General features: G+C 64.6%; 19 protein-coding genes. 10 read left to right on the top strand and 9 right to left on the bottom strand.

What is annotated here, in order from left to right; all coding sequences use genetic code 11:
* Positions 1 to 69 precede the first annotated feature (69 nt).
* The 6 genes from AV929_RS13590 to AV929_RS13565 all read left to right on the top strand — a co-directional run bounded on the left by AV929_RS13590 (position 70) and on the right by AV929_RS13565 (position 6,695).
* A complete protein-coding gene (locus AV929_RS13590; protein ID WP_064288519.1) occupies positions 70 to 3,597 on the top strand; it encodes an LAGLIDADG family homing endonuclease in 3,528 nt (1,175 codons plus the stop codon).
* A 1-nt stretch (position 3,598) separates the two neighbouring features.
* Positions 3,599 to 3,871, top strand: coding sequence for a hypothetical protein (locus tag AV929_RS13585; RefSeq protein ID WP_014039081.1), 273 nt, complete (start codon positions 3,599 to 3,601; stop codon positions 3,869 to 3,871).
* A gap of 169 nt (positions 3,872 to 4,040) precedes the next feature.
* Positions 4,041 to 4,376 (top strand): hypothetical protein, encoded by a 336-nt coding sequence (locus AV929_RS13580; RefSeq protein WP_064288518.1) that lies wholly within the window; start codon positions 4,041 to 4,043, stop codon positions 4,374 to 4,376.
* Positions 4,373 to 5,182, top strand: coding sequence for a hypothetical protein (locus AV929_RS13575; protein ID WP_064288517.1), 810 nt, complete (start codon positions 4,373 to 4,375; stop codon positions 5,180 to 5,182). Before AV929_RS13580 ends, AV929_RS13575 begins: the two co-directional genes overlap by 4 nt.
* 32 nt (positions 5,183 to 5,214) lie before the next feature.
* On the top strand, positions 5,215 to 5,982 hold the full coding sequence (locus AV929_RS13570) for a hypothetical protein (RefSeq protein WP_014039083.1): 768 nt from the start codon (positions 5,215 to 5,217) through the stop codon (positions 5,980 to 5,982).
* Positions 5,979 to 6,695 (top strand): AAA family ATPase, encoded by a 717-nt coding sequence (locus tag AV929_RS13565; protein WP_064288516.1) that lies wholly within the window; start codon positions 5,979 to 5,981, stop codon positions 6,693 to 6,695. Before AV929_RS13570 ends, AV929_RS13565 begins: the two co-directional genes overlap by 4 nt.
* Here the strand turns inward: AV929_RS13565 and AV929_RS13560 are convergent.
* Positions 6,674 to 7,534, bottom strand: coding sequence for a transcription initiation factor IIB family protein (locus tag AV929_RS13560; RefSeq protein WP_014039085.1), 861 nt, complete (start codon positions 7,532 to 7,534; stop codon positions 6,674 to 6,676). The two genes, AV929_RS13565 and AV929_RS13560, sit on opposite strands and share 22 nt — an antisense overlap.
* 170 nt (positions 7,535 to 7,704) lie before the next feature.
* Here AV929_RS13560 and AV929_RS13555 point away from each other — a divergent pair, with 170 nt between their 5' ends.
* Entirely contained in the window at positions 7,705 to 8,199 is a 495-nt protein-coding gene (locus tag AV929_RS13555) for a hypothetical protein (protein ID WP_064288515.1), read from the top strand.
* Positions 8,200 to 8,453: 254 nt separating this feature from the next.
* Complete coding sequence (locus AV929_RS13550) at positions 8,454 to 9,974, top strand: hypothetical protein (protein WP_064288514.1); 1,521 nt, start codon at positions 8,454 to 8,456, stop codon at positions 9,972 to 9,974.
* A gap of 82 nt (positions 9,975 to 10,056) precedes the next feature.
* Here the strand turns inward: AV929_RS13550 and AV929_RS13545 are convergent, their stop codons facing one another.
* Positions 10,057 to 10,641 carry an NADPH-dependent FMN reductase gene (locus tag AV929_RS13545; RefSeq protein WP_014039088.1) on the bottom strand — a complete coding sequence of 195 codons (585 nt, stop codon included), beginning with the start codon at positions 10,639 to 10,641 and terminating at the stop codon, positions 10,057 to 10,059.
* A 262-nt stretch (positions 10,642 to 10,903) separates the two neighbouring features.
* A complete protein-coding gene (locus AV929_RS13540) occupies positions 10,904 to 11,164 on the bottom strand; it encodes a hypothetical protein (RefSeq protein WP_023843050.1) in 261 nt (86 codons plus the stop codon).
* 97 nt (positions 11,165 to 11,261) lie between these two features.
* Here AV929_RS13540 and AV929_RS13535 point away from each other — a divergent pair, with 97 nt between their 5' ends.
* Positions 11,262 to 11,798: a Rieske (2Fe-2S) protein gene (locus AV929_RS13535; protein WP_050037321.1), complete on the top strand. Its 537-nt coding sequence runs from the start codon at positions 11,262 to 11,264 to the stop codon at positions 11,796 to 11,798.
* Positions 11,799 to 11,840: 42 nt separating this feature from the next.
* Here the strand turns inward: AV929_RS13535 and AV929_RS13530 are convergent, their stop codons facing one another.
* From AV929_RS13530 to lrp, 3 genes are all read right to left on the bottom strand, one after another.
* A complete protein-coding gene (locus AV929_RS13530) occupies positions 11,841 to 13,328 on the bottom strand; it encodes an MATE family efflux transporter (protein WP_064288513.1) in 1,488 nt (495 codons plus the stop codon).
* Positions 13,325 to 13,921, bottom strand: coding sequence for a TetR/AcrR family transcriptional regulator (locus AV929_RS13525; RefSeq protein WP_004960121.1), 597 nt, complete (start codon positions 13,919 to 13,921; stop codon positions 13,325 to 13,327). Before AV929_RS13525 ends, AV929_RS13530 begins: the two co-directional genes overlap by 4 nt.
* A gap of 140 nt (positions 13,922 to 14,061) precedes the next feature.
* Positions 14,062 to 14,520, bottom strand: a complete 459-nt coding sequence (lrp, locus tag AV929_RS13520) for an HTH-type transcriptional regulator Lrp (RefSeq protein WP_004960124.1) — start codon at positions 14,518 to 14,520, stop codon at positions 14,062 to 14,064.
* A gap of 126 nt (positions 14,521 to 14,646) precedes the next feature.
* Here lrp and glnA point away from each other — a divergent pair, with 126 nt between their 5' ends.
* Positions 14,647 to 16,002 carry a type I glutamate--ammonia ligase gene (gene glnA, locus AV929_RS13515; RefSeq protein ID WP_007187832.1) on the top strand — a complete coding sequence of 452 codons (1,356 nt, stop codon included), beginning with the start codon at positions 14,647 to 14,649 and terminating at the stop codon, positions 16,000 to 16,002.
* Positions 16,003 to 16,014: 12 nt separating this feature from the next.
* Here glnA and AV929_RS13510 read toward each other — a convergent pair whose 3' ends face one another.
* The 3 genes from AV929_RS13510 to AV929_RS13500 form a co-directional block, all read right to left on the bottom strand.
* Positions 16,015 to 16,908: a phosphatase PAP2 family protein gene (locus AV929_RS13510; RefSeq protein ID WP_080510085.1), complete on the bottom strand. Its 894-nt coding sequence runs from the start codon at positions 16,906 to 16,908 to the stop codon at positions 16,015 to 16,017.
* Positions 16,905 to 18,140, bottom strand: a complete 1,236-nt coding sequence (locus AV929_RS13505) for a YihY/virulence factor BrkB family protein (RefSeq protein WP_064288512.1) — start codon at positions 18,138 to 18,140, stop codon at positions 16,905 to 16,907. Before AV929_RS13505 ends, AV929_RS13510 begins: the two co-directional genes overlap by 4 nt.
* Positions 18,141 to 18,218: 78 nt before the next feature.
* Entirely contained in the window at positions 18,219 to 19,655 is a 1,437-nt protein-coding gene (locus tag AV929_RS13500; RefSeq protein ID WP_064288511.1) for an MATE family efflux transporter, read from the bottom strand.
* Between the last annotated feature and the right edge of the window lie 96 nt (positions 19,656 to 19,751).

Raw genomic sequence — 19,751 nt, 5'->3', positions numbered from 1 at the left:
GCCTCATTTCAGTTCCACCCCGGTTTGCGAACCTTCTTAGGCCAGTGGGCATAACCACTGTCCACTCAAATGGCGACCGCCGAGAACACCGAACTCATCGACCGCTTCGAGGAGTTCTACCGCAACTACTACCGCAACGAGATCGGTGAGCTCGCCCAGAAATATCCGAACGACCAGAAATCGCTGTATATCGACTGGGACGACCTCTATCGCTTCGACCCGGACCTGGCCGACGACTACCGCACCAAGCCCGAGCAGATTCAGGAGTACGCCGAGGAGGCCCTTCGACTGTACGACCTCCCCGTCGATGTCTCGCTCGGGCAGGCTCACGTCCGGGTCCGGAACCTCCCCGAATCCGAGGACATCCGCGACCTGCGCCACGAACACCACGGCAACCTCGTCGCCGTCAGGGGCATCATCCGGAAAGCGACCGACGTGCGCCCGAAGGTCATCGAGGCGGCTTTCGAGTGCCAGCGCTGTGGGACGCTCACGCGCATCCCCCAGACCGCCGGCGACTTCCAGGAACCCCACGACTGCCAGGGCTGTGAACGACAGGGGCCGTTCCGGCTCAACACCGACCAGTCCCAGTTCATCGACGCCCAGAAGCTCCGCGTGCAGGAGTCCCCCGAAGGCCTGCGTGGCGGGGAGACACCCCAGTCCATCGACATCAACATCGAGGACGACATCACAGGCCACGTCACTGCGGGCGATCACGTCCGCGTGACCGGCATCCTCAAGCTCGACCAGCGGGGCAACGACAACGAGAAGTCCCCGATGTTCGACATCTACATGGAGGGCGTCAGCGTCGAAATCGAGGACGAGCAGTTCGAGGACATGGAGATCACCGACGCCGACAAGAAGGAGATCGTCGAACTCTCCAACGAAGCTGACATCTACGACAAGATGGTCGGGGCCATCGCACCCTCCATCTACGGCTACGAGAAGGAGAAGCTCGCGATGATGCTCCAGCTCTTCTCGGGCGTGACCAAGGAACTTCCTGACGGATCTCGAATACGCGGGGACCTCCATATGTTGCTGATAGGGGACCCGGGAACGGGGAAATGCGTTCACGGCGACACTCGCGTAACGCTCGCAGACGGCCGCGAACGGCCGATACGAGAGGTCGTCGAATCGAACTTAGATGATCCCAGACCAGTCGACGACGGCGTGTGGGATACCGTTGATTTCGATGTCCCGTCACTCCAATCCGATGGAACAGTAGCCACGCAAAACGCGACCAAGGTTTGGAAGCGCGAGGCACCGGAAACACTGTATCGGATACGAACTGCGACCGGTCGTGAACTCGATGTAACCCCGTCCCATCCACTGTTCGTCCAATCTGACGGCCGGTTCCAGGCCAGGAAAGCCGAGGAATTAGAGAGCGGGACACACGTTGCCGTTCCACGGAAGGTTTCCACAAATGCCTGTAACGAACTGGATGTCACGTTCCGACAATCACAGGCCCACAACAGAATCGACCTTGACCTTCCACCGCAGTGGACACCCGAACTGGCCCGTCTGATCGGTTATATTGTTGCCGAGGGGTACGTCGAGCAACGTCCGGATAACACGGGGTATGTTTCGATAACCAATAACGACCGCGAAGTTCTCGATGACGCGAAATCTGTTCTGGAGACACTGAACCTCAACGTTACGGAACGGAGTTCACACGAGGGGAAGACCACCCGCGAACTGTTGTGTTCTGCCGGCGAGTTCGTGAGCTTCCTCGCATCTCTGGACGAAACGTTGCTCCAGTCCTCGGCGGAGAGACGCGTTCCGCAAGATATCATGCGAGCCAGCGACAACGTTGTCACCGGATTTATTCGAGGCTATATCGAGGGAGAGGGACACGTTTCGACATCACAGCGGGAGATTACTGTTGCTTCGATGAGTAAACCGCTGCTGGAAGATGTTCGAACTCTGCTCGTCACACAAGGAATCACGGCACAACTCCAACCCCGGAACAACGGTAGCTACCGGCTTCGAATCTCCGGAAACTCCTTCCATGACTACGCCGAAAAAATCGGATTTATTACAGAGCGAAAGACCGAGGCGTGCCAGCAGTTCCAGGGAACTCGCGGAAATACGAATCTCGATATTGTCCCCAATCTGGGTCCGGAACTCCGTCGCATCCGGGAAGCACTTGGACTGACCCAATCCGAGTGCGGCCTTCCGCGTTCGACGTATCAACACTACGAGCGGGGACGCCGAAACCCAAGCCGTGACAGTTTCGAATCGGTTCTCGATGCGTTCCAGGCACGGTTGGCTGAGATGAACAATGACACACCTATCAGCGACACTGCGCGTAGCGACGGCGGCGGAACGGGGTCACTCCGTCAAGACCTGGATTCACTCACTGCATTCGTCGAAGGCGATATGGCATGGGACCGGATCGAATCGATAGAACCTATCGAACACGACGAAAAGTGGGTCTACGACCTCGAAATCGAGGGAACACACAACTATCTCACTAACGGCGTGGTCTCGCATAACTCACAGATGCTGTCATATATCGAGAATATCGCACCACGCTCTGTCTACACCTCCGGCAAAGGGTCGTCGAGCGCGGGGCTCACTGCGGCCGCCGTGCGCGACGACTTCGGCGACGGCCAGCAGTGGACGCTGGAAGCGGGCGCGCTCGTGCTCGCAGACCAGGGCATCGCCGCTATCGACGAACTCGATAAGATGTCTCCGGAAGACCGCTCCGCGATGCACGAAGCGCTGGAACAGCAGCGTATCAGCGTCTCGAAGGCTGGAATCAACGCGACACTCAAATCCCGCTGTTCGCTGCTGGGCGCGGCTAACCCGAAGTACGGTCGTTTCGACCAGTACGAACCCATCGGGGAGCAGATCGACCTCGAACCGGCGCTCATCTCCCGGTTCGACCTCATCTTCACCGTGACGGACAAGCCCGACGAGGAGAAAGACCGGAACCTCGCCGAGCACATCATCCAGACCAACTACGCCGGCGAACTCCACACGCACCGGACGGAAAACCCCACTTCGAATTTCAGCGAGGAGGAGGTCGGGACCGTCACCGAGGAGGTCGCGCCGACAATCGAACCGGACCTCCTCCGGAAGTACGTCGCCTACGCGAAGCGCAACTGCTTCCCGACGATGACCGAGGAGGCAAAGAGCCGTATCGAGGACTTCTACGTCGACCTACGGATGAAGGGACAGGACGAGGACGCGCCGGTGCCCGTCACCGCCCGGAAACTGGAGGCGCTGGTCCGATTGGCCGAGGCCTCTGCACGTATACGCCTCTCTGACACCGTCGACGAAGCCGACGCCGACCGAGCGGTCGACATCGCCCACTACTGCCTGAAGGAGATCGGCGTCGACCCCGAGACCGGCGAGTTCGACGCCGATGTGGTCGAGACCGGCCAGTCAAAGACCCAGCGCGACCGCATCCAGAACATCAAGGGCATCATCTCGGACATCGAAGACGAGTACGACGAGGGCGCGCCTGCCGACGTGGTCATCGAACGCGCCGAGGAGGTCGGCATCGACGAGTCGAAGGCCGAACACGAGATCGACAAGCTGAAACAGAAAGGTGAGGTGTACGAGCCCCGGACGGACCACCTCCGGACGACCTGATATGGACCGCATTTCCGCACTCCGCAACATCGAGGAGGCGCTGGCCGAGTTCGAGACAGGGTCGAAGTCACTCAGTGACCTCGAACAGGACGTTCGCGGGACGCTCCGGACCTACGCGACTGAGTTCGAGGGGGACCTGCAGGCCTACCGGGCAAGCGGTGAGGCCGCCGTGGACGGCCTCGTCGTCCTCGCGCCATCCGAGACAGCAGCCCGCGAACGGGTGCAAGACCTCGTCGCGGACGCCGGCGAATTTACCGTTACAGTCGTCGAGTAGGACGTTCTCTAGCACCGCGGGTACTGTCGATGTCTCCATCTGCTGTCCACAGTGTCGACTCCGGAGTCCGACTGCCGCCGCTATCTTTCTGGGCAGTCGTCATATATATTCAATTTAAACCACATTCAATTCAGTAAAATTTTATAGTAATAATAGTAATGTCTACCCAGTGCTACTCGTCGTCACGTACTCCCGGGCGGCACGCACAGACCTGCGGAACGTCTGTCGTGCCCACGAAGACTGTGTCGTTCGGCAGTTCGGGAGAGCAGCGCTGTTCTCCGGAACCGAGTTCGGGGCCTTCCAGGCGCTCCGGCTCCACGAGAAACACGACCTCGACATACAGATCGAACACGTCGAACCGTTCGAGCCGACAGACGTCCCGAAGCACGTCCGCGAGGCGGCCAAACGGTACGAGGCACGCGAGGAACCGGCGACGCCCTACGAGCGGTTCGCGTCGGGGCGTGACCTCCCGGACCCGGACCAACTCCGAGGCATCGACCTGTGAAGCTCCGCGTCGCTGGAACCACTTACGCGGGCGCTGTCGTCGACCTCCGAGCGCGAGACGTCGACGGTCGAATCATCGCCGCGAGTATCCGTGGGCGGCGGTGCTTTCCGGCCCTTTCCTGCCCGGAACCACCGGCCGTGTACGCCTACGCCGGATACGTCCACCCGTCGATGGGACTCCGAACGCGGACCGCGCTCGCGGCCGCCGCTCGGTCACGGGGACACGAGACCCCGCAGGACGACGCTATCGCGGAGTGCCGCGCCCAGCTGGCCGAGCTCGAATGTTCGCCGCCGGATCTGCCGGACCCTGTCGAGCCGGTTCCGGAGTCGACCATCGACGGCTTGCAGGAAGCGGTCGCGACCCACCGCGGCCGTCTCACCGCTCGGCAGGCGGTCGGGGCGGACGACGGGGCGGTACAGGCTGACCTCCGGGACGCGGCGACAGAACTGAGCGAACGGGAGACCCGACGGGCTGCCGCCAGAGAGACCCGCGAACTCCGCCGGGAGCGGGCACGCGCCTACCGGGATACGCTGGAGGAGCAGCGACGGCTTGCTGACGAACTGGCGAATCTCCGACGGAGTGCCCGGGCGACCCTCGTCGACCGATGCGCCGATGCGTTCGCTCGGGCCATCGAAGCCGTTCCGGGGCCGGTCCCGGACAGCCCGTTCGACGCCGATCCAGTAACGGCCGCGCTGGCCGTACTCCGGGTCGCCCGGACGCCCGCACCGGTCGTCCTCGGAACGGATCGGTTCAGGTCACCGACGGCTGCGTCGGACTGTCTCGACGCCCCTGTCGTCCGCTGCTGACTTTTAAATCGGAAGGCCGGACCACCACCCCTATGGTTACCTTCGACTGTCGCGCCGAGCGAGTTGACGGCGTGACGCTCGTCACGGCGACCGTCGGCGACGTTACCGAACCGACTCGAATCACTGTTCGGAACTGTCTCGATGGCCCTCTCTGGCCGCCGAGAAAGCAGGGCGTTCCAGAGGCCGGCTGGACCGAGGACGGCTTCGAGGGCATCGTCGGCCCGGGAACGCACGCGCTCGGTTACGCGACGCCGGCCCCACTATCTGACCAGCCGGCAGATCTGGTGCGTGCCGAGCCGACGTCCGATACGACCCCGGCGGACGAGCGACTCGACTCCGCAGATGCCGTCCTCAGGGAACTGGGCGACCCGTCGCCGCCTGTTGATGCTGTGCCTGCAGGCGAGCCATCGCAGGCGGCCGAAGCCGCGAGTCGGCGGTCGAATGAATCCACAGTCGAACAGGAGATGGACCCGCAGCGAGCGACCGTCAAATCGCCAGCCGAGTCGGGGACGCCGATGGGCCTGCGACCGGACCAGCAGCTCCCCGACGCTGTCTCGCAGTGGCTCGAAACCGTTGCTCGACGCGTCGACCGCGCAGAGCGGCTGGCCGAGGCGGACTCGCTGTCGGCGGCGACAGCTGCGGTTCGCGCGGCGGACGGCCTGTCCGGCGTCCGGACGGTCACGACACGCGGCGATACTGACGAGCAGATGCTCCGTGCGTTGGCCCGGCGGGCCGAACGGCTCGCCGACCGACGGGCGGCCGCCACAGTGCCGACCGAGACGCTGTCGCGCCTGGCATGATCTTGGCAGTCACCGGCGGCAAGGGCGGCGTCGGCAAGTCCACTATCGCGTACAATCTCGCGGCGGAACTCAGCGCGCTCGAACGGCCTAACAGCAGGGACTCGCGCTCGAACGCGAACGCTGGGAGCGTCGTCGTCGACGGCGACCTCGGGATGGCGGACCTCCCGTCCAGTCACGGCCCCGACCTGCACGACGTTCTCGCTGACCGCGCCGACCCGCACGAGGCTGTCCGTGAGACCGGCCCCGTGACCCTCGTTCCCTGCGGGCGGACGCTGGCCGGCGCTCGAAGCGCCGACTTGCAGGGCCTCACGGACGTATTCGCCGCGCTGGAGCGGACCTATCGCTGGGTCATCGTAGACTCGCCAGCCGGCCTGCACGCCGACGTGGGTCTGCCCCTCGCAGCCGCCGACGCCGCGATACTCGTCACGACGCCGGAGGGCGCGGCGCTCGCTGATGCGCTTCGGGTCCGGGCGCTGGCCCGCGAACTCGACGCCGGACTCTGTCGGGTCGTCCTCAACCGTGCCGGTCCGAACCCCGCGACCGGGGCTGTCGCGGACCGGTTCGGTGCACCAGCTGTCGCTATCCCGAAAAGTGAGCCGCTAGCGACGGCACAGGCCCATGGACAGCCGCTTCGAGAAACAGCGCCGGACACGTCGGCTCGGCGCTCGATTGAATCGCTCGCTGACGCCGTCTATTCCTGTAGCTCGGTGTAGGTCCCACGTAGCGTGACCGGCGTTACGTCCGCTGTCTCTGCCGCCTCGGCCTGCGTGAGCGCCACGTCCCGTTCCTGGGCCGCGGTGTAGAGACACGCCGCCGCGACGCCGGCCGGATTGCGCCCGCTGACCAGCCCGCGGTCCTGTGCCTCGTCGACGAGCTGTTCCGCGCGCTGGCGGACCGCCGTCGGCAGGTCCAGCGTCGTCGCGAACCGAGGGACGTACTCGCGTGGGTCAATCGGACCGGTTGGCAGCCCGAGCTCCCTGTTCAGAGCGTCGTAGGCCGCGCGAAGCTCCGACTGAGTCGCCTTGGCGACGGTACAGAGCTCGTCGACGGTCCGGGCAACACCTTCGGTCCGGCAGGTGGCGTAGATGGCCGCGGCCGCAAACCCTTCCAGCGTCCGTCCCTGCAGCAGATCCTCGTTCTGTGCGGATTCGAACAGCACACAGGCCCGGTCCCGAATCGCGTCTGAGAGCGACATCGAACTGATGATACGCCGGATCTCGGTGAAGGCGTACACCTTGTTTCGCTCGCGTTTCGAGCTGATCTGTGCGCGGTTGTGCTCGCGGCGGAGGCGGGCGAACTGACGGCGCTTGCGCCCTTTCAGCCGTGTCGACCGGCCGATTTTCGTCGAGAGGCCGCGGTCGTGACGCGACCGTGTCAATGGCGCGCCTGTGCGTGCCCGGTCAGTGTCGTCATCGTCGAACGACCGCCACTCCGGTCCGGGGTCGATGGCGTCCTCGCCGACGACCAGTCCACAGCTGCCACAGACCGACTCGACACCCTGCTGTTTGACCGACCCGTTACACTCCGGACATTGCGTTACCGTCGTGCTCATGTTCCCACCTACGGCTGGGCGAGGGGTTAAAAAACCGATGCAAAGACGGGTTTCCGGGCGGTTTTCGATGCAACTGCCGACCGGTAACCGGTAGGTAGTTATCGGGTTCGACACCCGCGCCTATCGGTATACCGACAGCATTAAATTCCGGCACAAAGAATGAAATTTCAATGACGCTGTCGGATATCGCTGCCGGTGTCGAGGTCACGACCCACCAGCGTGATCGCGGCGTCGCTGCCGTCGACGAGACGGACGCCCCGCTCCCGGAGCGATTGGCCCCGGTGGCCGACGACCTCCCGTGCTCGGCGGCGACAGCGGCGACCGTCGTCGAGGCCTACGCAGCCGGCAAGAGCGTCGGCGATGCGGGCCGCGCCGCCGGTGTTGCGCCTGTGATGGCCGCCAAGACGCTCCATCTCGTCGGTGAGCAAGTGTCACCGGTCGGCCCACAGGGCCGTGAGATAATCCCCGATTGGCTCGCCGGGGACCTCTCTCGCAGCGATGCCATCGCACTCGCTGACGTAACTGAACAGGAGTTTGCCCTGGCGGTGTACATCGAAACGCACGAGCCGTTGCCCGCAGCTCGCGATGCAGTGGAGGGGGCGCTCACAACTGCGGAACGGGACCCGTTAGGGGAGACGATGAGCGACATCGGCGAGCTGCTGTGAGGATGTGTGATTTGCTTTCTCGGCGAGGTCGGGAGTGAGCGACATCGGCGAGCTGCTGTGAGGATGTGTGATCTGCACTCTCGGCGAGGTCGGGGGTGAGCGACGTCGGCGAGTTGCTGTGAGTGCGTGACTACCGTTCTCTCGCTGAGTTGGGACCGATGCTGGCAAGTCGGTGTCGTGTGTGGAACCCCTGCTCTCGCTTCTCCCGTACTGTCTGGGGCACGCTTAACACCCGTGACTGCAAACCCGGAGTTATGTCGGCTTCGGAACTGGCAGACCGGGTGGCCGAGGTGCTTGCAGCGGACAGCGAGTCGTTCAACGAACGGGCCCGCGAGGAAGCCGAAGCGCTCAAATCCGCGGTCCGGAGCGGGACCTTCGACAACTCGGAGGCGATCGTCGGCATGGAGCTGGAGCTGTATGCCGTCGATGAGCAGACCGACGCGCTCCAGCGGGTCCCGCGTCAGTTGCTCGAACTCATCGGGTTCGAAAAGGAACTCGGCCTGCACAACGCCGAGATGCAGACGAGCCCGCAGCCGTTGAACACCCACGGGCTGGCGGCCCAGCGCAACGAACTGAAGGCGTCGCTGATGCCGGCCCAGCAACGGGTACGCAACGAGGGTATCCGCCTCGTCTCTGATGGCATGTGGACCGTTCCGCCCGCCGGCGAGACGGCCCGGGAGTACCTCTGTGACTGCGTCGAACAGAGCGGCGTCCGCATCGGGACGAACATGTCGGACTCCGTCCGCTATCACACGATGGCCAACACCGACTACCCCTCGGCGTTCGAGATCGATGCGCCACACGTCTCGCTACAGGCCGAGACGGTGATGCCGGAGTCGCTCATCACCTCGATTCAACCCCACTACCAGATTCCCCACGCCCCGGACCTGCCGGAGTATTTCACCTACGCGCTCCGCATCGCCGCGCCGCTGCTGGCACTCGGCGTCAACTCGCCGTTTTTCCCGCCGGACCTCTACGACGACGCGCCCGACCCCGAAATCGTCGCCGGGGCGAACATGGAGAACCGCATCGGCGTCTTCGAGTCGGTCCTTAATCCGCCCGACGGCGACTTGACGCCACCGAAAGTCTGCTTCCCGCCAGATTTCGACTCCATCGAGGAGGCTATCGACGACATCGTCGCTGACGACACTATCGTCCCGGTCGACCTGCAGTCGGGGACCCGCTTCGACGACGACTTCGTTCACTTCCGGCACAAGCACGGCTCGTACTGGCGATGGGTCAGGCCGGTGTTCGAGGGGCCGACGCGGTCGGCGGCCAACGCCCGCATCGAGTTCCGCCCGCTGGCCGCACAGCCGACCGTCGACGACGCAATCGGGTTCGCGGCCGTTTTCGCCGGCCTGATGGAGAGCCTGCCACAGCTCGAACACCCCATCCGGTCGCTGGACTGGGAGACGGCGAAGCGGAACTTCTACGCCGCCGCTCGGAGCGGCCTCCGGGCGAAAATCGAGTGGATCACCGCTGACGGGGCAACGACGACCAGCACCGAGGAGATATACGGCGAACTGTTCGAGCACGCACGCGAGGGCCTCGAACAGCGCGGCCTCTCGGCGGAGGAAGCCCATGGGTACATCCGGCCGCTACGCGAGCGCGTCGACCGCCGGCTCACGCCCGCGCGCTGGAAACACGACTACGTCCGCCGCCGCGTCGAGGAGAACGTCCCGCTGGCCGAAGCGATCTGGGGGATGCAGGCCACCTACATCCGCCATCAGGAGGAGACGCTGCTGGAGGGCAGTTTCGTCGACTGGTTCGAGTGAGTCATACTGTTGGCTGTACTCCCCTGACGAATATTGCCACCCCGAGCTGGCGACTGTCTTCACGAAGGGACAGTCAACAGTATCAGTCGCCGGTCGCCAGTTCCGACTGTTCTGTTTCTTCGCGTCGGTCCGCAACACCCGTGTACGCGACGACGTTTGAGCCCAGTTCCTCGACGCGCGCTGCGATGTCTTCGTCGGCGATGTGTCCGTCCTCGAAGGCGGCCCACGATTCGGGGATGGCAACGGCTTGCGGAAGCGGCCAGCCCTTCAACTCCAGTACAGAGGCGCGAAGATGCTGTAGCGTCGGCGTGGGGAACCCGCCGCCGGCCACTGCGAGGATACCGACGGTCGCCCCTTCGACGTCGTCAATACTGCAGTAGTCAAGCGCCGTCTTCAGTGGTGAGGCGATGGTGCCGTGATACACGGGAGTTCCGAGGACCAGGGCGTCGGCCTCGCGGACACGGGCGGCGAGTTCCGGACCGTCACCGGAGTCGGCCTCACCCGCGTCGGGGTCGAACAGCGGGAGGTCCCACTCCCGGAGGTCGATGTGCTCGATCGTTGCACCATCCCCCACTGCCGCGTCGAGGGCGCGCTGGACGGCGATTCTGGTTCCGCTGTCGTCGCGGAGGCTTCCGCTGATACCGATAACGTGTGGCGTGTCGTGCATCGTGTGCCTGTTCGTAGCCACCGCTAATTAGTAAGTACTCTGAGAAAAAAGTTTCAGTGCGTATTCTGACAGGAAGTCACGGGTCAGGCCGTAGTGACATCGTGAATCAGTCGCGACAGCTGATATCGATGAACATAGACCGAATTCTATCGGTCACAGCGCTGCCGAGATTCACTGCTGAGGCCGATACGCACCTGTGATTTGACAGCAGTTCACCCGCGCTCCTGGGGGTGCCCTGCCCCACGTCCGTTGCTGCCCGCGACTACTCCTGGTCTTCGTCGCCGCCTTCTGTCTCGTCCATCTCGTCGCCGGTTTCGGAGGCCGCCGTCTCGTCTTCTGTCTCGTCCATCTCCTCGTGTTCGTCGTGTTCGGCGAACTCGACTTCGGCCTCAAGTTCGATTTCGACGCCCTTGCCTTCCAGTTCGGCTTCGAACTCCGCCATGTCTTCGACTTCGGCTTCCAGTTCCGCTGTATCTACCGCTACCTCGACCTCCACTTCGACGGAAACGTCGTCTCGGTCCATACCGACCTTCCGAGGGGCTGACATAACTCAGTTTTGCAACCGGCACGTTGCGACCGACTTCGACATCGCTATGTGTGTCAGCCGCTGACCCATTGCTATGAGCGACCCCGTGGACGTGACCGTTGACACCGACGACGAGTCGGAATCGGTCCGTATCCACGACGACGGTGGCGAGGTCGAAGCCGGCGACGCAACCGTCCGATTCAGTTTTTCCGGCACTGGAGACGATGGGCAGGCGGCTGGGGGCGACGACGAGCAGTCGCCCGACGGCAACGACGACCCGCGCTGCATCGCCGAACTCGACTCGGTGCCGACCGACAGCACGCTCGTGTTCGAGGCGCGCGACGGCCGGCGCGGCGTCAACTGCATCCTGCACCGCTCGGGCGACGCCGTCGCCGCCTGGCGCAACTCCTGTCCCCACCAGCCCGAAGTCCCGCTCGACCCGGGCCGGGGCGCGATTGTGCGGGGCGACCGTCTGGTGTGTCACAAGCACGGCGCGCAGTTCGAACGCGACGACGGCGTCTGCACGCACGGCCCCTGCGCCGGCGACGCCCTCGACAGTATCGAGGTCACGGTTCGGGACGGCGACGTGTACCTCACGGACGAGCGCTTCGAGCGGGCCGAACGGCGCTGAAACGCGATTTTAGAACGTTTTGCGGTTGTCTCGATTGTGCCATCAGTCGTCTGCAATGGCCGGTTCGCTGCCGGCCCGGGGGTCGGCCTCGCGCCACGTCCCGCGGAGGAACCAGGCCGCGGCGAGGCCGGCCGCGAGGACGTTCGAGACGGCGAAGGCCAGCCAGATGCCCTGTTCGGCCAGCGAGTACGCGAAGAGGTCGACGACCTGCGGGCCGAGCCACGCCGGGACCGCAACTGGGCGGGATGCGACCCAGGCGACCGGCAGGCGGATGATTCCCAGCATGGTAACCGCCAGCGCCGCTGCGGTGAGCGTCTTACCGGCCCCGCGGAACCCGCCGGAGTAGGCCCGGACGACGCCGATGAAGCCGAAGGTCGGGGCGACCCACTGGAGGAACTCGGCCCCGATGCGGACGACCTCGGGGTCGTCGCTGAACACGCTGACGACGGCCGGTGCGGCGAAGATCGTGACCACACCCAGCACAGAGAGGATGGCAAACGATACTTTTGCGGCGAAGTGGTTGGCCGTCGCCGCGCGGTCAGGCCGCTCGGCACCGAGGTTCTGGCCGGTCATCGTTTCGACGCCGCGGTCCATCGCGATGGCGGGCATGAACACCAGCGAGAACACGCGGATGCCGACGCCGAAGGCCGCGACCACGGTCACGGAGAACGTCCCGACGATGAACAGCATGGCGTTGACTGACACGGCGCGCCCGGTGCCTTCGACGGAGGCCGGGATGCCCAGCCTGAGCAGTTTCCGGAGGTACTCCAGGTCGGGGGCCATATCACTGAGGTGAATCCGCACGCCGCGCCTGCCCGACAGCAGGATACCGATGCCGACGACCAGCGCTACGGCACGCGAGAAGATGGTCGCGACGGCCGCGCCGACGACGCCCATCTCGGGGAACACCCACCAGCCGAAGATGAGGAACGGGTCGATGACGATGTTCAGCACGACAGTCCCGAACATCACGAGCATCGGCGTGATGGTGTCGCCGGCCCCGCGCATCAGTGAGATGAACACGAAGAAGCCGAACATCGCCGTCAGCCCGAGCGAAACGACCTGTAGGTAGCCCGTTGCGCCCGGCAGCACCTCGCTGGATGCGCCCAAAAGCGACAGGAAGTCTTCGACGAAGAAGTAGCCGGTCGCGCCGAGCAGCACGGAGGCCAGCAGCGCGAACGTCACAGTCTGGGAGGCGGCGTACTCGGCCTCGCGGTGCTCCTCAGCCCCGGTATGCTGGGCGACCAGTACGCTGCCCGCCACCGACAGCCCCATGCCGAGCGAGATGAGCAGGAAGATCATCGGGAAGGCAAAGGAGATTGCCGCAAGCGCTGTCGTGGAATACTGGCCGAGCCAGAACGTGTCGGCGAGGTTGTACGCCACCTGGAGCAGGTTCGTGATGACGATGGGGAAGGAGAGAAACAGCAGCGGCTTGCCGATGTCACCGCTTGTCAGTTCTAGTTCCTCTTGCCCCTTGAACAGGTTCCCGAGTCGCGCTCCCAAGCGGCCTAGTTTCTGCCGGAGGCTCACGCTGTGACCTCCTGCTGTCCGTCGAGAAGGTGCGTCTCGACGTACTCGGTGAGCATCCGTCTGGTACACTTGACCGGGCGTCCGGTCGTGACGCGCTCGGTCGCAGCCCCGGTCAGCACGGTGACGATGAACCGGGCGGTCTCATCGGCGTCAAGGTCCGATTTGAACGTCCCGTCAGCGATACCGTCTTCGAGAATCACTTCGAGTTCGTCGACGAGGTAATCGTCGAACTTCGTGAGCCGCTCGCGAAAGCCAGGTTCGTATGGCGCGTGGGCGCGGATTTCGAGAATCGCCGTCCCGAACTCTTCGCTCCCGTCGTCCGGCTTGTCTAGCACGGAATCGATGAGCGAAAGCAGGCGCTCGTGTGGGGTCTCGCCGGCGGGGTCCTCGATCCGGTCGACGAACCCGTCATAGAGGTATTCGAGGAACGCACAGAGGAGGTCGTGTTTGCTGTCGTAGTGGTAGTGGAGGGCAGCCTTGCTCTTGTCCGACTCGTCAGCGATGTCCTGCATCGTCAGATCCGCGTAGCCGTGCGTACACAGCGCACGGTAGGTCGCATCCATAATATCGTCAGCCGTATCGCCGTCATCCATTACGTGTTACTAACTGACTGGTCAGTCAAGTATTCGTCGGTACCGTCTGCGGGTGGGTTCGCATGCCCTGCTATATCGGGTTCAGACTCGCGGGAGCCGTCGCTCTGGGAGAGGTCGGAACGACGGCAGAAGGCCAGTCGCTACTCCTTCAGGTCGAGGTCGAACTGTTCGTGTTCGCTTGCGGCGTTGAGTACGACGGAGGTGTTCGACTCCCTGATGTCCGGGTCAGTGAGGAGTTCCTTTATCTGGGCGTTCATGCCGTCGGTATCGGTGAACTTCCCGACCGCGATGATGTCGTAGTCGCCGGTGACCTCGTACACGGAGATCATCTGCTTGTGTTCTTTGAGGTCTTCGGTGACTGCCGGGAGCGACGACCCCTCCACCTTGAGCTGGATGATTGCCGTCACGTCGTAGCCGAGCTTGTCGTAATCGACCTTGGGGGTGTACCCGTTGATGATCCCCTCGTCCTCAAGATCGGAGAGGTGATTTGAGACGGTTGTTACCGATACGTCGAGGTCCTCTCCGAGGCTTCGGAGGCTGGCACGGCCGTCACCCAGAAGTGCATTCACTAGCTCACGGTCGAGATTTTCGTACGTCATTACATTGGCGGACGCCCCCCAGGGATTAGAATTTTACGAATGTCCAAATGTAAGCGAAAGCGTCGAAACCTTTGCGCAAATCAGCAGGGTTTTAGTAGTAGCACCGCTCCTATCGGGTGTCCAAAGATGACAAGCGAACTTTCAGAGGCGGCACAGGAGGTACTCGACGAAATCGACGAGAAGAACGTCGACTTCCTTCGGCTCCAGTTTACCGACATCCTCGGCACAATCAAGAACGTCTCGATTACAGCCGACCAGGCAGAGAAAGCGTTCACAGAGGGCATCTACTTCGACGGCTCCTCTATCAACGGCTTCGTCCGGATTCAGGAGTCCGACATGCGTCTGGACCCGGACCCCTCGACGTTCTCCGTGCTCCCGTGGAGAGAAAACGTCGAAGGCGGTTCGAGTGCCCGTCTCATCTGTGATGTCATCGACACCTCGACCGGCGAGCCGTTCTCCGGCGACCCGCGTGGCGTCCTGAAGCGTGCCATCAAGCGCGCCGAGGACATGGGCTATACGGTCAACGCTGCCCCCGAGCCAGAGTTCTTCCTGTTCGAGGAAGACGAAGAGGGCCGCGCGACGACCAAGACCAACGACGCCGGTGGCTACTTCGACCTCGCGCCGAAGGACCTCGCCTCCGACGTGCGCCGTGACATCATCTACGGCCTCGAAGACATGGGCTTCGACATCGAAGCCTCCCACCACGAGGTCGCACAGGGCCAGCACGAAATCAACTTCACCTATGACGACGCCCTGACCACGGCCGACAACGTCGCGACCTTCCGCTCCGTCGTTCGCGCCATCGCGGCCGAGCACGACCTGCACGCGACGTTCATGCCAAAGCCGATTCCGAAAATCAACGGCTCCGGGATGCACACGCACATCTCGCTGTTCACCGAGGACGGCGAGAACGCGTTCCACGACGACGACGACGAGTTCAACCTCTCCGAGACGGCCAAGAGCTTCACCGCCGGTATCCTCGAACACGCACCGGCCATCACCGCGGTCACTAACCCGACCGTGAACTCCTACAAGCGTCTAGTCCCGGGCTACGAGGCTCCGGTCTACGTCGCCTGGTCCGACCGGAACCGCTCGGCGCTCATCCGCAAGCCGGCCGCCCGCACGCCGGCCGCAAGCCGTATCGAGGCTCGCTTCCCCGACCCGTCGTGTAACCCGTACCTCGCCTTCGCGGCGCTCATCCACGCCGGACTCGACGGTGTCGAGCGCGACCTCGAATGTGAGGACCCGGTCCGCGAGAACATCTACGACTTCGACGAGGAGAAACGCGAGGAGTACGGCATCACCACGCTGCCGGAGAACCTCGGCGAAGCCGTCGACGAACTCGAAAAGGACGAGGTCATCAGCGACGCGCTCGGCGAGCACGTCTTCGAGAACTTCGTCGAGGCCAAGCGTCAGGAACACAAGGAGTACCTCGTCGACGTCTCCGACTGGGAACTCGACCGCTACCTCGAGAAGTTCTAAACGGCCGCCGCTTCAGTATTTTTTCGCGAGTTGCTCACCGGCCAGCGGCAGCGTTAGCAGGACCCCGGTCCCAAGCCCCGCAAGTAACGTGACGACGCCCGGCGTCGGGTCTAACCCGAACGTCACCCCGAGCAACGTTCCAACCGAGACAACGCCCAGCAGCGCTGTGATACCGACACCGTGCCGGGTCGGTTCCGGGATTGAATCTCCTAAGAGCGCCCAGACCACGGCACCCGCGACAGCGACACCCAGCGCGCCGGCCGAATTGCGGGAAACGCCGGTGACGAACAGCCCTGCAACGGCGATGACGGCCGCGAAGCCGAATACTCGCTCGGGCGTTTTGAGTGCGCTGAGGGCGAGTACGAGGGCTGTCCCGGCGATGGCAAAGCCCGCGACGATGTCGGCGAGGTAGTGGACGCCGAGCACCAGCCTGGAGAGCCCGACGAGGGCAATGATTGTCGCGGCGACAGCGGTGCGCTGTCGACGCGTGCCGACCCGGAGCGCCCACGCGATACCGCCCCAGACGAGCAGCGAAAGGGTGGCGTGGCCACTGGGGAAGCCAAACCCTTCGCCGGTCGCCATCGACTCGTAGACGCCCCGCAGCGCCGCCGGGAGCAGTTCGGCGTGGGTGGCCGTGCCCGCCCCGGGCGGCCGTGGCAGCGCGAACACGCCTTTCAGTGACACGACGAGCGCGACGCCGACGGCGAGCAGTGCCACCAGCATCGCCGTCCGGTCGCGAGTGAGGTCCTGCCCGAGTTTTGGCGTCCACGGGCCGAGCCAGTACAGCAGGCCACAGGCCAGAAACGTGAACCAGAAATCACCCAGCTGGGTGATTAGGGAGAACAGCACGACGACTGCGCCGGGCAGCGCCGACAGCACCTCGGTGACGCCGACAGCCCGTATCACTGTCGCCAGTCGCGCACGCGGTCAACGAGTCGTCCGGGGAGGCCGGTGGCAGTAAGCGTCACACCGACAGCAATCATGATAGCGTAAAGGCCCAGTACCGACAGCCAGATGACCAGCATCGCCAGCACGGCCCAGAGCCCCTTCAGGTAGTAGAACGCGCCGAGGGTCATGATCGTGCCGTACAGCAAGACGATGTAGGGGCCCCACTGTCGGGCGTGGCCGCGGCGCATCCGGCGGCGGACGTACTGCTTGAGGTCCGACCGCACCTCGTCACGGTGGAGCGTCCGGTCCTCGACGTCCTCGCGGAACGACTCGAACTCTTCGCGGAGTTCCTGTAGCTCCTCGTCTGTCAGCGCATCAGTGTCTCGTCCGGTCGGCCCGGTTCCGGCTGGCGGGGGTGTGTCGGTCTCGTCAGCGTCCTCACTCATCGCTTTGCCGGACCGTCGGCGCGATACCTGTTGTAGTTGCCGGTCCGCGAGCGCCGCGTTGACCGCTGCGCCCACGAGTAGCACCTGTCCGGCGAAGTAGAACCACGTCACGAGCAGGAGGACCCCGCCGATGACGCCGTACACCTGGTAGGAGTCGGCCTGCGCCGCGTACACGTTGAACCCTGTTCCGAGCAGCGTCCACCCGGCACCGGCGAACACCGCGCCGGGGACGGCCGCCCGTATCGTCATCTCCTGATCGGGAAACAGGTAGTACAGTGGGAGGAAGGACACCGTTAGTACAGGGATGAGTGCGAGTCCGCCCAGCGCAACCTGGACGCCCAGCACCGTTCCGAGAGCGCCGATGACGCCGAGCCCGCCCAGCGCCACGACGATGCCGCCCAGCGCGGCCAGCCCGTCGACGAGCTCGCCGACAATCGAACCGGGGCCGTCCGTCCCGTAGACGCGGCTGAAGGCCGCGTCAAGCCCGCGGAACACCTTGAGCGCGCTCCAGAGCGTGACGCCGACGCCGAGCACAGTCGCGCCCCCGCGGCCAGCCCCGCTTGTCAGCGCGTCTTCGAGCAGCGTCGATGCCGTCGGCGAGAGCACGTCTCCCGCAGCCGTCACGATTCGCTCGGCAAAGGCCTCCCCGCCCGCCAGCGTGCCGACGACCAGCGTCAGCAACAACAGCGGCAGGAGCGAGACGAACATGTAGTAGGCGATGCCGGCCGCGAGAAAGGAGACCTCCTCCTCTTGGACAGTGCGGACGACATCCCGAGCGACGGAGACAGCGCGTGTGCGATCCACGCGAGCATCTCGGGGTGGAGCCCCAAATATACTGTCGACTGGCTGACGCCAGACCGTCGTTCTGGCCGTCGACACCCGTCAGTCGTCGAGCGCCGCGTCGGGCCGGTAGGACCGGCTCACGACCCGCCACGTCCCCGACCGGAAGCGATAGTAGGTCACTGCCGCGGGAACGGCCGTCTCGACCACGAGCGAGGCGTACAGCGCGACCTCGCCGAGCGGCGTGACGTAGCCGAGATACGCCAGCGGGAGGGCGAACAGGTACATCCCGGCCAGTTGGGAGTAAAACGGCCAGCGCGTGTCGCCGCTGGCCCGGAGCGGCCCGGTCGAGCCGCCGTCGACACCTCGGAACACGACGCTGGCACAGGCGACGGCGACGAACACCGTCACCAGCGGGAGCACTGTGGGGTCCGAGACGAACAGGCGGGCGATGCCCCGCGAGAACGGGAGTAGCGTCGCTGCGACGACGATGTACACGCCGATACTCAGCCGGAGCACCGTCTGCGCCCAGACGGTCGCCTTGGCCTCGTCATCGTCGCCCAGGGCCTGTCCGACGAGGCTGCTCGACGCGAGGCTCAGCCCCCAGTTCGGCGTATCGAGCAGCGCCCGGACGCGGAGCGCCACGACGTAGGCCGACACGACGCCGGGCCCGAACAGGCCGACGATGAACAGCCGGGGGAACTGCGCCCCGGTCCGCGCGAGGTTGGCCCCAACCAGCGGCGTCCCGGTTTTCGCGAGGTCCCGCCCCAGTCCCCGGTCGAGGAACGGCCGCGACATCGGAACCTGGACCGGAAACGCGCCGATTATCGGGAGGCCGCCGCGAGCCAGCCCGACGGTGAACCCAGCCGTGACGAGCACGTTCGCAATGACCGTGCCCAGCGCCGCACCGACGACGCCGAGGCCGAACCCGAAGATGAAGACGGCGTTCAGCGCGATATTGACGACCGCGCCGCCGGCCCGCAACAGCATCGGCGTCCAGGCGTCGTCGGCTCCCACGAGCGTCCGACTGGCGATGAGGTTCAGTGCGGCGAAGGGGACTCCGAGGGCGACGACGCGCAGGTACTGGACCCCGTACCCGACGGCTTCGGACCCCGTTCCGACGAGGTCGACGAGCAGCCCGGGGACGACCCAGTACGCCGCCGTCAGCGGGAGTGTCAGCCCCAGCACGACGGCGGCGCTGGTCGTGACGGTGACCGCCAGTTCCTCGTCGGCATTGGCCCCGTAGCGCTGTGACACCATCCCGATTGTCCCCCCGGCGACGCCGCCGCCCAGCGCGAACACCAACTCCCAGAACGGCGCGGCGAAGCCGACGCCGGCGATGGCGGTCGGCCCGAGCGCCAGCCCGACCATCGCCACGTCGACCGTCGACTTCGACATCCGGGCGAGCCCGGTGACGATCCGGGGCCAGGACAGGTCCGTCGCTCGGCGGACCCGCTCGCGCTCGACGAGGCCGAACCGCGCGAGCAGGCTACCGACGAGTAGCAGGACGCCACGGACCGGGTTGTACGTGGAGGGCACGTGTTCGCCACTGCTTTGCGGTCGAGGCAAAAAGGGGTTTAGAATGTGGCCAGCATCGTGTTCAGATAAGCTGATTCCATGCGAAGCTGAACGATC

The sequence above is a fragment of the Haloarcula sp. K1 genome (genome assembly GCF_001647155.1).
Lineage (GTDB): Archaea > Halobacteriota > Halobacteria > Halobacteriales > Haloarculaceae > Haloarcula > Haloarcula hispanica.
The sequence above is the reverse complement of the archived record's forward strand: the minus strand, read 5'-3'. Positions and strand labels throughout refer to the sequence as shown.

Bases quoted from the DNA above. Each gene is read 5' to 3' on its own strand.
- glnA (WP_007187832.1), top strand. From the start codon at position 14,647: ATGACAAGCGAACTTTCAGAGGCGGCACAGGAGGTACTCGACGAAATC.
- AV929_RS13560 (WP_014039085.1), bottom strand. From the start codon at position 7,534: ATGAGCACGACGGTAACGCAATGTCCGGAGTGTAACGGGTCGGTCAAA.
- AV929_RS13565 (WP_064288516.1), top strand. From the start codon at position 5,979: ATGATCTTGGCAGTCACCGGCGGCAAGGGCGGCGTCGGCAAGTCCACT.
- AV929_RS13585 (WP_014039081.1), top strand. From the start codon at position 3,599: ATGGACCGCATTTCCGCACTCCGCAACATCGAGGAGGCGCTGGCCGAG.
- lrp (WP_004960124.1), bottom strand. From the start codon at position 14,520: ATGACGTACGAAAATCTCGACCGTGAGCTAGTGAATGCACTTCTGGGT.
- AV929_RS13555 (WP_064288515.1), top strand. From the start codon at position 7,705: ATGACGCTGTCGGATATCGCTGCCGGTGTCGAGGTCACGACCCACCAG.
- AV929_RS13590 (WP_064288519.1), top strand. From the start codon at position 70: ATGGCGACCGCCGAGAACACCGAACTCATCGACCGCTTCGAGGAGTTC.
- AV929_RS13545 (WP_014039088.1), bottom strand. From the start codon at position 10,641: ATGCACGACACGCCACACGTTATCGGTATCAGCGGAAGCCTCCGCGAC.
- AV929_RS13570 (WP_014039083.1), top strand. From the start codon at position 5,215: ATGGTTACCTTCGACTGTCGCGCCGAGCGAGTTGACGGCGTGACGCTC.
- AV929_RS13525 (WP_004960121.1), bottom strand. From the start codon at position 13,921: ATGGATGACGGCGATACGGCTGACGATATTATGGATGCGACCTACCGT.
- AV929_RS13540 (WP_023843050.1), bottom strand. From the start codon at position 11,164: ATGGACCGAGACGACGTTTCCGTCGAAGTGGAGGTCGAGGTAGCGGTA.
- AV929_RS13535 (WP_050037321.1), top strand. From the start codon at position 11,262: ATGAGCGACCCCGTGGACGTGACCGTTGACACCGACGACGAGTCGGAA.
- AV929_RS13550 (WP_064288514.1), top strand. From the start codon at position 8,454: ATGTCGGCTTCGGAACTGGCAGACCGGGTGGCCGAGGTGCTTGCAGCG.